The organism is Nonomuraea spiralis (assembly GCF_014648435.1).
GTDB lineage: Bacteria > Actinomycetota > Actinomycetes > Streptosporangiales > Streptosporangiaceae > Nonomuraea > Nonomuraea spiralis.
In genome coordinates, this window is sequence record NZ_BMRC01000007.1 from 145531 (window position 1) to 159963 (window position 14433).

Sequence of the window (14433 nt, forward strand, 5' to 3'; positions counted from 1 at the left end):
TCAACCCTCCCCGCCGGAGCCGGAGCCGGGGCCGGGGTCGGGGGCGAAGCCGGAGCGGGGGCCGGGGCCGGTGGCGTGGCGGGGGCCCGGGTGGCGGGCCAGCGAGCGCAGGCAGGCCAGGAATTCCGCCATGAGCCGGTCCACCGTGGCCCGGTCGTGCACGTTCCGCGAGTGGTACCAGTCGAACGACAACCGGCCGTCCCGGATCGCGCCCACGACCTCCAGCAGGTGGTCGGCCCGCTCCAGCGGGCTCTGCTCGCGGCCGATCGGGTCGTGGAAGGCGTGCAGGAGGCCGCCGCCGGGGCCGCCGGCCGTGTCCGCCTGCCCGTGGTAGTTGAAGGCCACCTGCGGGACGGCCCGCGACGACAACTCCGCCCCCGCGGATCCCGGCGGGCCGAGATGGCGCAGCAGGCCGTAGCCGAGCCCGTTGCCGGGGATCGCGCGAAGCTGCTCGCGCACCGACCGGACGATCTTCACCCAGTCGTCGCCGCCGGGCAGCGTGAGGGCCGCCGGGTACTCCGTGGTGAACCAGCCGACGGTCCTGCTCAGGTCGAGGTCGTCGAACAGGTGCTCGCGACCGTGGCCCTCCATGTCGATCACCACCCGCTCGTCGCCGCTCCACCGGCTGAGGGTCCAGGCCAGGGCCGCGACCAGCAGCTCGTGGAGCCGTACGCGGAAGGCGGCGGGGGCGGCGCGGACCAGCGCGCGGGTCTCCTCCTCCGACAGCGCGCCGGGCACGGCGTCGACCGAGCCGACCAGGTTGTCGCCGTCGCGGTCCACCGGCAGCGGCGGCGGCTCCGGCAGCCCGGTCCAGTACGCGGCCTCCCGGCCCGGCCCGTCGCCCGCGGCGTACCCGGCCAGCCTGGCCGCCCACGTGCCGAACGGCGAGGAGGCGGGGCCGAGGTCGATCGGCTCGCCGCCGGCCGCCTGCCGGTACGCGGTCTCCAGGTCCTCGGTCAGGACCCGCCAGGAGACGGCGTCCACGACCAGGTGGTGGGCGGTGAGGTACAACCACGGCCGGCGGCCGGGGCCGGTGTCGAACAGCAGGGCCCGGCACAGGGGGCCGTGGGCGAGGTCGAACCCGGCGTCCGCGGCGGCGGCCTGTTCGTCCATGGCCGCCCGCAGGTCGGCGTCCGCGTCCAGGTGCGCCAGGTCGTGCCGGGTCAGCGGCACCCGCGCGGCGTCGGCGGGGGCGATGTGCTGCCGCCATTCGCCGCCGTCCCGTTCGTGCTGATTCCGCTCGCCGCCGTCCCGTTCGCCGCCGTCCCGTTCGTCGCCGTCCCGTTCGAAGCGGGATCGCAGCGCGTCGTGGCGCCGCGCCAGCGCGGCGAGCGCGGCCCGCAGGGCCTCCTCGTCCACCGGGCCGGTCAGCTCGGCCAGCATGGACTGGTTGTAGTGGTGCGGGGCGACCCGGTGACCGGCCAGGAACGCCCGCTGCACCGGCGTCAACGGCACCGGCCCACCGGCGTCCCCACCGGCCCCGTGAACGGCCCCACCGGCCCCGGCGCCCGTGGAGGCGGGGGCGGCCCTGGCCACCGGGGCCAGCTCGGCGATCGTCTGGTTCAGGAAGAGGTCCTTGGTGGTGACGCCGATCCCGGCGCGCCGGGCCCTCGCGACCATCTGCATGCTGAGGATGGAGTCGCCACCCAGGTCGAAGAAGTTGTCCTCGACCCCGAACGCCCCCGGCTCGACGCCCAGGACCTCCGCCCACACCTCCACCAGCGCCGACTCCACGCCGTCGCGCGGCGCGAGCCGCCCGTCCGCGCCCGCGCCCACGGCGGTGGCGGACGGCTGCGGCAGGGCCCGCCGGTCCACCTTGCCGCTGCTGGTCAACGGCAGCTCGTCCAGCGTCACGAAGAAGTGCGGCACCATGTAGCCGGGCAGGCGGCCGCGGGCGAACTCGCGCAGCGCGGCGGTCTCCGGCGCGGCCCCGGCCACCGGCACGACGTACGCGGCGATCCGCGGCACGCCCTGCCCGTCCCCGAGCACCACGACGGTCGCCCGCGCCACCTCCGGGTGTTCGCCGAGCACCGCCTCGATCTCGCCGGGCTCGATCCGGAACCCGCGCACCTTCACCTGGTCGTCGGTCCGGCCTAGGTACTCCAGCGTGCCGTCGGGACGCCACCGCGCCAGGTCCCCGGTGCGGTACATGCGCCCGCCCGCCTCCTCGAACGGCCCGGCGACGAACCGTTCTGCGGTGAGCGCGGGCCGGCCGAGGTAACCGCGGCCGAGCTGGTCACCGGCGAGATACAGCTCCCCGGCCACACCCACGGGGACCGGCCGCAGCCCCCCGTCCAGCACGTACGCCCGGGTGTTGCGCATCGGCCTGCCCACGATGGGCCGTTCGCTGTCGGACAGGCGGCAGTACAGGGTGTCCACGGTGCACTCGGTCGGCCCGTAGTAGTTGTAACCGGCGGTGTCCGGGGCCGTACGCAGGTCGCGCCAGAGTGCTTCGCCCACCGCCTCGCCGCCCAGCATGACCACCGCCGGCCGGTGCCGTTCCCCGGTGAGCAGGCCGAGCGGCACGAGCTGCTCGGCGTAGGACGGCGTCAGGTCCAGCACGTCGATCCGGTGCCGGTCGATGTAGGACAGCAGCGCCTCCGGGTCGCGCCGCGTGAGGTCGTCGATCACGTGCAGCTCGTGGCCGTCGGCCAGCCACAACACGCCCTCCAGCGAGGTGTCGAAGCTGAACGCCGCGGTGAGCCCCGCCCTGAGCCGCCCGCCGCCCGCCTCGGGACGGATGAGACCGGCCCGGTGGTCGAGGAACAGGTTGGCCAGCCCGCGGTGTTCGAGCACCACGCCCTTGGGCCGGCCGGTCGAGCCGGAGGTGTAGATCACGTACGCCGGGTGCCCGGGGAGCGGCGCGGGCCAGTCCGGCGGGCCGTCCGGCTGCCCGTCGAGCAGCGCGGGATCGTCCAACATGATCAGCTCGCCGGGCACGGGCGGGCCGAACGCCGCCTCCCGGTCGGTCAGGACGATCACCGGCGCGGCATCGTCCAGCATGAACGACAACCGTTCGTCCGGCAGGTCGGGATCCAGCGGCAGGAAGGCGGCCCCGGCCTTGAGCACCGCCAGCAGGGCCACGACGGTCCGGTCGCCACGCGAGCAGGCCAGCCCCACCAGCGTCTCGGGACGGGCCCCGCGCGCCCGGAGCAGCCGCGCCAGGCGGTCGGCGCGGGCGTCCAGCTCGGCGAAGGTGAGCGTACGGTCGCGGAAGGACAGCGCGGGCAGGGCGGCGTCGGCGCGGGCCCGTTCGGCGAACAGGTCGGCGAAGAGCGCGGACGACGCCGGGGCGCGCGTGGCGTTCCAGCCGGTCACGACCTGCTCCCGTTCGGCGTCCGTCATGATCGGCAGGTCGGCCAGGAGGGCGCCGGGGTCGGCCGCGACGGCGTCGAGCAGGGTCGCCAGGTGGCCGGCCAGCCGTTCGGCGGTGGAATGGTCGAACAGCGCGGTGCTGTAGCCGATGGCCGCCCTCAGCCGGCCGCCGTGCTCGTGGAAGTCGAACGTCAGGTCGTGGCTGACCTGGTCGGAGACGGCCGGCAGCGGCGCGGCGCGCAGGCCCGGCAGGTCCGGGTCGGCCGACGGCGTGTTGTCCAGCACCACCATGACGTCCACCAGCGGGTTCCTGCTCGGGTCCCGCTCCGGCCGGAGCAGCTCGACCAGCCGCTCGAACGGCACGTCCTCGTGCTCGAACGCCTCCAGCACGGTCGAACGCACCTGCGCCAGGAACGCGGCGAACGACGACGAGCCGTCGACCGTGGACCTGAGCACGACGGTGTTGACGAAGAACCCGACCAGCCCCTCCAGCTCGGCCCGGCCGCGTCCGGAGGTCGCCGTGCCGACGGCGACGTCCCGCCGGCCGCAGATCCGGGAGAGCAGGAGTTGCGTCACGGCGGTCAGGACCATGAACAGTGTGGCGTCGTGCCCGCGGGCCAGCGCCTTGAGCCGGTCCAGCGTCCCCGGCGCGACGTCGAGCAGCCGCATCGCGCCGTCGGCCACCCGTACCGGCGGGCGGGGCCGGTCGATCGGCAGCGCGAGCGGCGTGAGGCCGGCCAGCCGGCGTTCCCAGTAGGCGGGGTCGGACGGGTGCCGGCGCTGCCAGGAGGCGAAGTCGGCGTACCGCAGCGGGAGCGGCGGCAGCTCGGCCCGCTCGCCCCGCAGCGCGGCGGCGTAGCAGGCGCCCAGCTCGGCGCCGAGCACGCCCATCGACCAGCCGTCGGTCGCGATGTGGTGCATGACCAGCGCGAGCGCGTGCTCGCCGGCGCCCAGCCGGACCAGCGTGGCCCGCAGTACGGGTCCGCGCCGCAGGTCGAACGGCCGGGACGCGGCCCGTTGCACGGCCTCCCGCATCGCCCGTTCGGGATCGCCGTCGCCGGACACGTCGGTCACCGGCAGGGGCACCGGCCCGGGAGGCAGGATCGTCTGCGTGCCGCGGCCGTCCACGTCGCCGTAGACCGTGCGCAGCGCCTCGTGCCGCTCCACCAGCCGGTCGAGCGCGGTACGCAGCGCCGCCACGTCCAGTTCGCCGGACAGGCGCAGCCCGTACACGGTGTTGTACTCCGAGCCGCCGGGCTCGAACTCGCTGAGGAACCACAACCGCTGCTGGGCGAAGGACAGCGGCAGGCCCTCGTCGCCCGTGACCCGTTCGACGGCGTCGGGCACGGGCGCGGCGGTGAGCGTGCCCGCGAAGGCGGCGATGGTCGGGGTGTCGAAGAGCTGGCGCGGCGAGGGCGCCGCGCCGAGCGCCGCGCGCACCCGCGAGATCACCCGGATGCTGAGGACGGAGTCGCCGCCGAGGTCGAAGAAGTCGTCCTCGACGCCCACGTCCGCCACGTCCAGCCCCAGCACCTCGGCCCAGATCCCGGCCAGCAGCGACTCGGTGTCGTCGCGCGGGGCGACCCGGGGCACGGCCGCGTCGAGCGGCCCGTCGGGCACGGGCAGCGCCCGCCGGTCGAGGGTGCCGCCCGCGGTCAGCGGCAGGGCGTCCAGCCGGGCGAACGCCGACGGCACCGCCTGCGCGGGCACGTGCGCGGCCATGAACGCGCGCAGCTCGGCCGGACCTGGGACGTCCTCGCCGGCCGGCACGACGTAGCCGACCAGCCGCGTGCGCCCGGCCTCGTCCCGGTGCCCGGCCGCCGCGGCGGCGGCCACCCCGGGATGGCGGGCCAGCGCGGCCTCCACCTCGCCCAGCTCCACGCGGAACCCGCGGACCTTGATCTGGTCGTCGGCCCGTCCGACGATCTCCAGCTCGCCGTCCGCCCGGCGGCGGCCCAGGTCGGCGGTACGGTACACACGCTCCCCGGAGGCGTCGCGCACGAACCGGCTCGCGGTCAGTTCGGGACGCCCCCAGTAACCGCGCGCGACCCCGTCGCCCGCGACGCAGATCTCGCCGGTCACGCCCACGGGCACCGGACGCAGCCCGGCGTCGAGCACGTGCACGCGGGTGTTGGCGAACGGCCGCCCGATCGGCGCGTACGCCCCCTGCCCCATGGGCGCCGCGCCGAGCCGGAACACCGTCGAGTCCACGGTGGTCTCCGTCGCGCCGTAGGCGTTGACCGCGATCGTCCCGGGCCCGAGGCGGGCGAGCACCCGTCCGGCCTCGGCCACCGGCCAGCCCTCCGAGCCGACCATCAGCACCCGCAGCGCCTCCGGCCGAAGGCCCGCGCGCTCCAGCTCCTCGGTCACCGCCGCCGCCAGCGACGGCACGGTCACCATGAGGTGCGCGCCGCTGCTCACCAGCAGCTCGGCCATGGCACGGGGGTCGCCGACGCGGTCGGCCGGGCAGATCACCATCTCGCCGCCGAACATCGCCGACAGCAGGAAGTCGCCGAAGAACAGGTCGACCGACTGGCTGGAGACCGCCAGGCAGCGCGGCCGGGTCCCGGCCAGGCCGTAGCGGGCGTCCCAGGCGTGGGTCATGTGGTGGACGTTGCGGTGCTCGACCATCACGCCCTTCGGCCGTCCCGTCGAGCCCGAGGTGTAGATCACGTACGCCAGGTCGTCCGGCCCGACGTCCACGCGCGGCGGCCGGGCGGGGGCGGTGGCGAGGGCGGGATCGTCCAGCAGGACGGCCCGCGTCCCGCCCAGCCGGTCGAGCAGCGCCGTACGGGTGACCACGAGCGGGGCGGCGCAGTCGGCCAGCATGGATTCCAGCAGGGCAGGCGGGTAGTCCGGGTCGAGCGGCACGAACGCCGCCCCCGACTTGAGCACGCCGAGCAGCGCGGCCACGGCGTCCACACCGCGTTCGACGCAGACGCCGACCAGCGTGCCCGGCCGCGCGCCGCGCTCGATCAGCAGGTGCGCCAGCCGGTCGGCCCGCCCGTCCAGCTCGGCGAACGTCAGGCTGTCGGGGCCGCAGCTCACGGCGGTGTCGCCGGGGGTGCGCGCGGCCTGCTCGGCGAACAGCTCGTGCACCGGGCGGGCGGCGGGGAAACGCGCCGCGGTGTCGTTCCAGGCGGCGAGCTGCCCGCGTTCGGCGGCGGTGAGCACCGGCAGGTCCGCCGTCCGCCGGGCGGTGCCGTCGGCGAGGGCGTCGAGCAGGGTCTCCAGATGGCCCAGCAGCCGGGCCGCGGTGGACTCGTCGAGCAGCGCCGGGTCGTAGTCGGCGGCGATGGTCAGCTCGTCGCCCGCGTGCACGGTGATCATGAGCGGGTAGTTGCTGCGCTCGTCGCCGAGGTGCTCCAGCACCCGTACGCCGTGCCCGTCGCGCCGGCCCTCGGGGTAGTTCTCGAACACCAGCACGCTGTCGAACAGGGGCACGCCGCCCGGCAGCTCGCCGCACCGGTGGACCTGGGCGGGGGACAGGTAGTCGTACTGGCGGCACTCGGCCTGGTGGTCCTGGAGCCGGCGCAGCCAGCCGAACACCTCGGCCTCGCCGTCCACCTCGACCCGGACGGGCAGCATGTTGATGAACAGCCCCACGATCGACCCGGCGTCCCGCAGGCCGGCGGGGCGGCCGGAGACGGTGGCGCCGAAGCACACCTCGCGCTCTCCGGCGTAGCGCGACAGCAGGATCGCCCACGCGCCCTGGAGCAGCGTGTTCACCGTCAGCCGCGCGTTCCTGGCCCGCTCGTACAGGCGGGCGGAACGGTCGGCGGGCAGGCTCACCCGTACGGCGGCGGTGGAACGCGACCGGTGCGCCCGCGCCGGAGGCCGGTCGTACGGGATCGGCGTCGGCGCGGCGAACCCGGCCAGCTCCCGCCGCCAGTGCTCCTCGGCCGCCGCCACGTCCTGCCGCCCGAGCCATTCCAGATAGTCCCGGTACGGCCTGCGCACCGGGGCCGGACGGCCCGCGTACCGCTCGAACACCTGGGTCAGCACCTGCGCCGCGCTCCAGCCGTCGAGCATGAGGTGATGCGCGGTCCAGAAGACCCGTACCCGGGTGTCGGTCAGGCGGGCGACGACCAGCCGGGCCAGCGGCGCGGTGGCCAGGTCGAGGCGCCGTTCGGCGCGGCGCGCCCACAGCCGTTCGGTCTCGGCCCGCCGCCCGGCCTCCGGCAGCCCGCGCCAGTCGTGCCGCTCGACCGGGAGGCGCACGCCGCGCCGCACGACCTGCACGGGCTCGGGCACGTCCTGCCAGACGATCGCCGTGCGCAGCGCCGGGATCTCGTCGGTGACCTCCTGCCAGGCCCGTACCAGGCGTTCCGGGTCGTCCACGCCGTCGAGCAGGAGGCTGAAGTGCGAGGCGTAGGTGTCGGCGGCGGGGTCGGCCAGCGAGTGGAACAGCAGGCCGCCCTGCAACGGCGTGAGCGGGTAGACGTCCTCGACCGAGCGGCCGTCACCCGCGACGCGGTCCACGGCGGCCTGGTCGAGCCGGGCCAGCGGGAAGTCGGAGGGGGTGCAGCCGCCCGCGCCGGGCTCCGCGCAGTGCTCGACGATCTCCGCCAGCGCCGCCGTCATCCGTTCGGCCAGGGCCGCCACGGTCGCCTCCCGATGCCGCCGGCACGAGTACGACCAGCGCATCTCCAGCCGGTCCCCGCGCACCACCGCGTTGACCTCCAGCAGGTGGACGCGCTCCTGCCGCGGGTCGCGCTCGGTGCCCTCGGGAGTCGGCAGCATGCCGCGCGACTCCATCCGGCCCAGGTAGTTGAAGGCGACCTCGGGCTGCCGGTCGTCGCGCAGCTCGGCGCCCGCCGGGGACAGGTGGCGCAGCGCGCCGTACCCGAGTCCGCGCAGCGGGACCGCCCTGACCTGCTCCTTGACGGATCGGAGCAGGTCGCCCCACCCGCCGTCCGGGAGCTCCAGCACCAGGGGCGAGACGGTGGTGAACCAGCCGACCGTGCGCGACAGGTCCACCTCGGGGAACAGCTCCTCGCGGCCGTGCCCTTCCAGCTCGACCAGGACGCGGGCGCCGCCCGCCCAGCCGGCCAGCACCCGGCCGAGCGCGCCGAGCAGCACCTCGTCGATGCGCGTCCGGTAGACCTCCGGCACCTCGCGCAGCAGCCGGCGGGTGAGCCGGGCGTCCAGCGTGGCCGTCACCGTACGCAGGTCGCCGGCGACGTTCGCGCCCCCGGCGTCGTCCACGGGCAGCGGGGGGACCCCGGAGGCCAGCTCACGTACCCGCCGCCAGTGGGGCAGCTCGTGGTCGAAGCCGCCCGAGGCCGCGTGGTCGCCCAGCCGCAGCGCCCACTCGCGGAACGACGTGGAACGCGGGCCCAGCCGGATCGGCTGCCCGGCGGCGGCCTGGCGGCAGGCGATCTCCAGGTCCGACAGCAGCACCCGCCACGACACGCCGTCCACGACCAGGTGGTGGGCGGCCAGGAACAACCACCGGGGGCCGCCGCCGGTGAACAGCAGGGCCTTGATCAGCGGCCCGCGGTCGAGCGCGAACGAGGTCTGCGCCTCCACGGCCGCGCGGTGGGCGTACGCGGCGCGCTCGTCCTCGGGCACGCCGGACAGGTCGACGCGGCGCAGCACCCGGCCGTGCTCGGCGGCGGCGTTGTGCTGCCGCCACCCGGCGCCGTCCCGCTCCAGCCGCAGGCGCAGCGCGTCGTGCCGCTCGACCAGGGCCGTCAGCGCCGCCTCGACGGCGTCGTCGCCGGCTTCGGCGGGCGGTTCCAGCGCTATCGCCTGGTTGAACCGCGGCAGGCTGCCGGCCAGGTTCTCCAGGAACCAGTGCTGGATCGGCGTGAGCGGCACGTCACCGCTCACCGGGCCGTCCTCGGCCTCCCGCGCGCCCGGCAACTCGTCGGGCAGGTCGGCGGGCAGCTCGGCGGCCAGGTCGGCGACGGTCTGGCGGAGGAACATCAGGCGCGGGGTCAGAGCCAGCCCCGCCGCCTGCGCCCCGGCGACGACCTGGAGCCCGAGGATGGAGTCGCCGCCCAGGTCGAAGAAGTTGTCGTGCACGCCCACCCGCTCGACGCCCAGCACCCGCGCCCACACCTCGGCGAGCGCGCGTTCGGCCGGTGTGCGCGGCTCGGCGTACTCCTCGCCGCTGTGGCGGGCGCCGGTCGGCGCGGGCAGGGCCCGCCGGTCCACCTTGCCGCTGTGCGTGAGCGGCAGGGCGGCCAGGATCACGAACGCCGTCGGCACCATGTGCTCGGGCAGCCGCCGCCGCAGGGCCTCGCGCAGCTCCGCGGGGTCCGCGCCGCCCTCGGCCGGTACGACGTACCCCACCAGCCGCCTGGTCCCGTTCGCGTCCTCCTTGACCGCGGCGGCGGCGGCGACCACGCAGGGCTGCTCCGACAGCGCGGCCTCCACCTCGCCCGGCTCGATCCGGAACCCGCGCAGCTTGACCTGGTCGTCGGTGCGGCCCGCGTGCTCCAGCCGCCCGTTCGCCAGCCAGCGGGCCCGGTCCCCGGTGCGGTACATGCGCGTGCCCGGCGGCCCGTACGGGTCGGCCACGAACCGCTCGCCGGTCAGGCCGGGCCGGTTCAGATACCCCCTGGCCAGGCGCGTACCGCCCAGGTACAGCTCGCCCGGCACGCCGATGGGCGCGGGCCTGAGCCGCTCGTCCAGCACGTACGCCCGGATGCTCGGGAACGGCCGCCCGATGGGGACCGGCCCCGGGTCGGCGTCCGCCGGGGTCAGCGGCTCGCTCAGCGTGGCGCCGACCATGGTCTCCGTGGGCCCGTACCCGTTGAACACCCGCCGCCCCGGCGACCAGGCGCGCACCAGCTCCGGCGGGCACGTCTCGCCCGCCACCACGACGACCGCGCCGCGCGGGACGCCGTCCTCGGGCAGCGTCGCGAGCGCGGTGGGCGGCAGCGTGACGTGGGTGACCCGCTCGCGGGCGATCAGCCCGGCCAGCGGCGCGCCCGGCGGGCGTTCGTCGTCGGCGGCGACCACGAGCGTGCCCCCGGACAGCAGGGCGAGCACCAGCTCCCAGAACGCGCCGTCGAAGGAGAGCGAGGCGAACTGCAGCACCCGCGCGCCCGGCCCGGCGTCCATGCGCTCGCGCTGGACGCGCACCATGTCGTGCACGCCCTCGTGCGTGACCACCACGGCCTTGGGCCGGCCGGTCGAGCCGGAGGTGTAGATCACGTAGGCGGGGTTGTCCGGCCGCGCGGCCGGGGCGCCGCCGGACGGTCCGGCGGGCGCCGGGGCGTCCGGCTCGACGAACGGCAGGCCGGCGGGCAGCGCGGACGCGCTCTCCCGGGTGGCCACCGCCAGCACGGGATGGGTGTCGCCGACCATGGCCGCGATCCGGCCGGCCGGCTGCCCCACGTCCACCGGCAGGTACGCGGCCCCGGACTTGAGCACCGCCAGCACCGCCACGACCATGTCGATCGACCGGGGCAGCGCCACCGCGACGTACCGCTCCGGCCCCGCGCCCCTGGCGGCCAGCAGCCGGGCCAGCCGGTCGGCGCGCTCGTCCAGCTCGCCGTAGGTGAGCGAACGGCCGCCGCACACCACGGCCTGGGCCCGCGGCCGGGCCGCCACCTGCTCGGCGAACAGCCGCGTCACCGTCAGCGTCTCCGGCCCGGCGCCGGTCCCGGCCCACAACGAGGTCAGCAGCCGGTGCTCGGTCCGGCCGAGCAGCGGGATCCCGGCCAGCGGCCGGCCTGGCGCCGCCGCGATCCCGGCGAGCAGGCGCACCAGGTGGGCGGTCATCCGCTCGGCGGTGTCCGGGCCGTACAGGCTCGTGTTGTAGGCCAGGCTCCCGGCCAGGGCGCCGTCCCGTTCGGTGAAGTCGAACGACAGGTCCATGCTCGCGGCCAGCACGGGCGGCGGCAGCTCGGTGACCCGCAGGCCGGGGAAGGCGGCCGTGCCGGGCGGCAGGTTGCGCAGGTTGACCGCCACCTCCGTCAGCGGCGGGCGGCTCGGGTCGCGTTCCGGGCGCAGCGCCTCCACCAGCCGCTGGAACGGCACCCGGTCGTGGGCGAACGCGTCCAGCACCGTCGTGCGCGTACGGCCCAGCAGCTCCTCGAACGGGCGCGACTCGTCCACCTCGCCGCGCAGCACCAGCGTGTTGACGAAGAAGCCGACCAGGTTCTCCGTCTCGACCCGGTCCCGGCCGGAGACGACGGTGGCCACGGCCACGTCCGGACGGCCGGTGTAGCGGGCCAGCAGCGTGTGCACCGCGGCGACCAGCGTCATGAAGAGCGTGGCGCCGGCCCGCTCGCCGATCTCCCGAAGCCGCCCGGCGACGTCCGCCGGCACCTCGAACGCGCACGCCGCCCCCGCGGAGCTCCTGACCGGCGGGCGCGGCCGGTCCGTCGGCAGGTCCATGGGGGCCAGCCGGTCCAGCCTGCGCCGCCAGTACGCGAGCTGCTCCCCGGCCTGCGGCGCCGAGGCCCGCTCCCGCTGCCAGACGCTGACGTCGGCGTAGCTCACCGGCAGCGGCGGCAGGCCGGCGGGCGGGCCGCCGGCGGCCTCGGCGTACAGGGCGGCCAGGTCGTCGAGCAGCACCCGCGAGGACCAGCCGTCGGTGACGATGTGGTGGGCGTGGGCGGTCAGCACGTGCTCGCGCGGGCCGAGCCGGATCAGCCGGGCCCGGAACACCGGCCCCACGCGCAGGTCCACGGGCCGGCGGGCCTCCTCCTCCAGCAGGCGGTCCAGCTCGCCGGGACGCTCCGACAGGTCCGTCAGCGGCAGCGGCACGTCGGCGGCCGGCATGACCCGCTGCGTGCCGCGCCCGTCCAGGGACCCGAACGTCGTGCGCAGGGTCTCGTGCCGGGCCACCACCCGGGTGAGCGCGGTCCGCAGCGCGGGCACGTCCAGGTCGCCCCTCAGCCGTACGGCCAGCGGCACCAGGTAGTCCACGGCGTCCGGGTCCAGCTCGTACATGAACCAGAGCCGCTCCTGGGCGGGGGAGAGCGGGACCGGGCCGGTGGTGTCCGTACGCGGGATCGGGTCGGCGGCCGACCGGCCGGACAGTCTCCGCAGCATCTGGTCACGGAGGTGTTCCGGCAGTGCCGCGATCCGCTCGTCCCGCTGGGAAGAGATATGCATCGGGGTGTCTCCAAGCCCTCCGGTTGACGGTCGGCCGCCCGCGCCTGGATAACGTTTCGATGAACTGCGGTAAGCGCGCGGCCCGGCCCTCGCGGGCGTCGTCCGAGGCCGCCCGCCGCCTCCTCTTGATGTTGTCAACGGCCGCCCGGCCGCTCCAGAGCATTGAACCGACGGCTAAAGAACCAGCTCAGAGGCCGGTACGGGCGGCGGGTGCGGAGGTGGTTAGGCCGGCGGCCCAAGGGGCAGAGCAAGCACGACGTTGTCACGGTCGAAGCGGATGCGACACGATCGTGATCGGATGTCGATGCTGAATTGTTAGCCCTGGAGAGGTATGACTCCCGCCGGCAAGAAGTTCAGGCTCATGCGGCGTCGCTGCGCGGAGATCGCCCGCCGATTACCGATGCCGCGGCCCTATCGCGTCAGAACGCTCTGCGACCTGGTCGCCGCCGAGCGGGGGCGTCCCATCCGGCTCCTGGAGCTGCCCGGCGACGACGAGATGCTGGGCGCCTGGCTGGCCACCGAGGCGACCGACCTGATCTTCTACAAGCCCGACACGACGCCGCCGCACCAGGACCACATCATCCTGCACGAGCTGAGCCACGTGATCTGCGGCCACTACCCCGAGGCCGACCCGAGGGCACAGCGGCACGTGTTGTTCCCCAGCCTTAACCCCGCCCTCGTCCGCCGCGTGCTCAGGCGTTCGATCTACGGGTCGGAGGAGGAGCAGGAGGCCGAGCTGCTCGCCTCGCTCATCTGGCAGCGGGCCTGCCGCGAGTCGCGCCCGCGGGCGTCGGACGTCCGGCGTGTGGACGCCGCGCTCACCGGGACCGTGGACGCCCTCCACGGCGGGGTGTCCGGCCTCGCCCGTGGGTGAGTGGCTGCGGCTCAACGGCCCTGCGGTGCTGGCCTGCGCGCTGACCGTGTACCGGCTGGCCGCCGTGCGCTCCTGGGCGCGCGACCCGGCCGGGCGGGCGGTGTTCGTCATCCTGGCCGCGATCGCCGCCTCGACGACGGTCAACACGCCCTGGGCCTACGACGCCGTCTGGCGGCTGACCGGCGTGCCGAACCTGGCCAGGCTGGTGTCCCACGCGTTCATGCTGGCCGTGGCCTGGTCGGTCGGGACGTTCGTACGGCAGGTCGGCCAGCCGCCGGAGGGGCCGCGCCGCCGTACGTGGGGGGAGGCGGCATGGCCGGCGCTCGTGCTGCTCGGCATGTGCCTGACCTTCGCCCTGGCCCGTACGCCGGTCAACAGCCCGCGCTTCGCCGTCCGGTACGGGGACACGCCGGGCGTGCTCGAATACTGGCTCGTCTTCCTGTGCTACCTCGTGCCGGTGTTGTGCCACGCCACCTGGTTCGCCCTGCGTGAGGCCCGCCAGACGGAGAACCGGGCGGTGAGCGCGGGGCTGCGGCTGATCGCCGTGGGCGCGTCCCTGACCGTGCTCTACCACCTGCACAAGGCGGCCTACTTCGCCTGCCGGCGGATCGGCGCCGACTACCCCGACCTGCTGCGGGCGCCCCTGGACATGCTGCTGGTGCCGCTCGGCGTGCTCGCGGTGCTGCTCGGCCTGGCCCTGCCGTCGTGGTGGCCCGCGCGGCTGCGCTGGTTCCGCGACTTCCGGCTGCACCTGCGGCTGCGTCCGCTGTGGCGGGCGCTCTACCGGGCCAGCCCGGACATCGCGCTGCTGGCCCCGGCCCCCTTCCTGACCGAGCTGGTCACCTTCCGCGACCTGGACCTGCGGCTGTACCGGCGGTTCGTGGAGATCCGGGACGGCCGGATCGCGCTGGAGCCGTACCTGGACGCGCGCGTGACGGACGCGGCCCGGCGGGAGGGCGCGCGGTCCGGCCTGCGCGGGCAGCGGCTGGAGGCGTTCGCCGAGGCCGCCGCGGTGGACGCGGCCATCCGCGCCCGCGCCCGCGGCCTGCCGCCCGACGGGGGCGCCGGGACGGCGGCCGTGCCCGGCGGCGTCGACCTGAGCAGCGACGCCGCCTTCCTCGGCCTCGTCTCGCGCGCCTACCGGCGGCTGGGCGCGCGCTGAGCCG

3 protein-coding genes are annotated in these 14433 nt (G+C 75.8%); 2 read left to right on the forward strand and 1 reads right to left on the reverse strand.

Translation table 11 applies throughout. From position 1 onward, the window contains the following. Window positions 1-12393: a non-ribosomal peptide synthetase gene (locus IEZ27_RS19010; protein WP_189648462.1), complete on the reverse strand. Its 12393-nt coding sequence runs from the start codon at window positions 12391-12393 to the stop codon at window positions 1-3. A 331-nt stretch (window positions 12394-12724) separates the two neighbouring features. Here IEZ27_RS19010 and IEZ27_RS19015 point away from each other — a divergent pair, with 331 nt between their 5' ends. Both IEZ27_RS19015 and IEZ27_RS19020 read left to right on the forward strand, forming a co-directional pair. Next, window positions 12725-13267 carry an ImmA/IrrE family metallo-endopeptidase gene (locus IEZ27_RS19015; protein WP_189648463.1) on the forward strand — a complete coding sequence of 181 codons (543 nt, stop codon included), beginning with the start codon at window positions 12725-12727 and terminating at the stop codon, window positions 13265-13267. Continuing rightward, complete coding sequence (locus tag IEZ27_RS19020) at window positions 13260-14429, forward strand: MAB_1171c family putative transporter (protein ID WP_189648464.1); 1170 nt, start codon at window positions 13260-13262, stop codon at window positions 14427-14429. Before IEZ27_RS19015 ends, IEZ27_RS19020 begins: the two co-directional genes overlap by 8 nt. Window positions 14430-14433 lie beyond the last annotated feature (4 nt).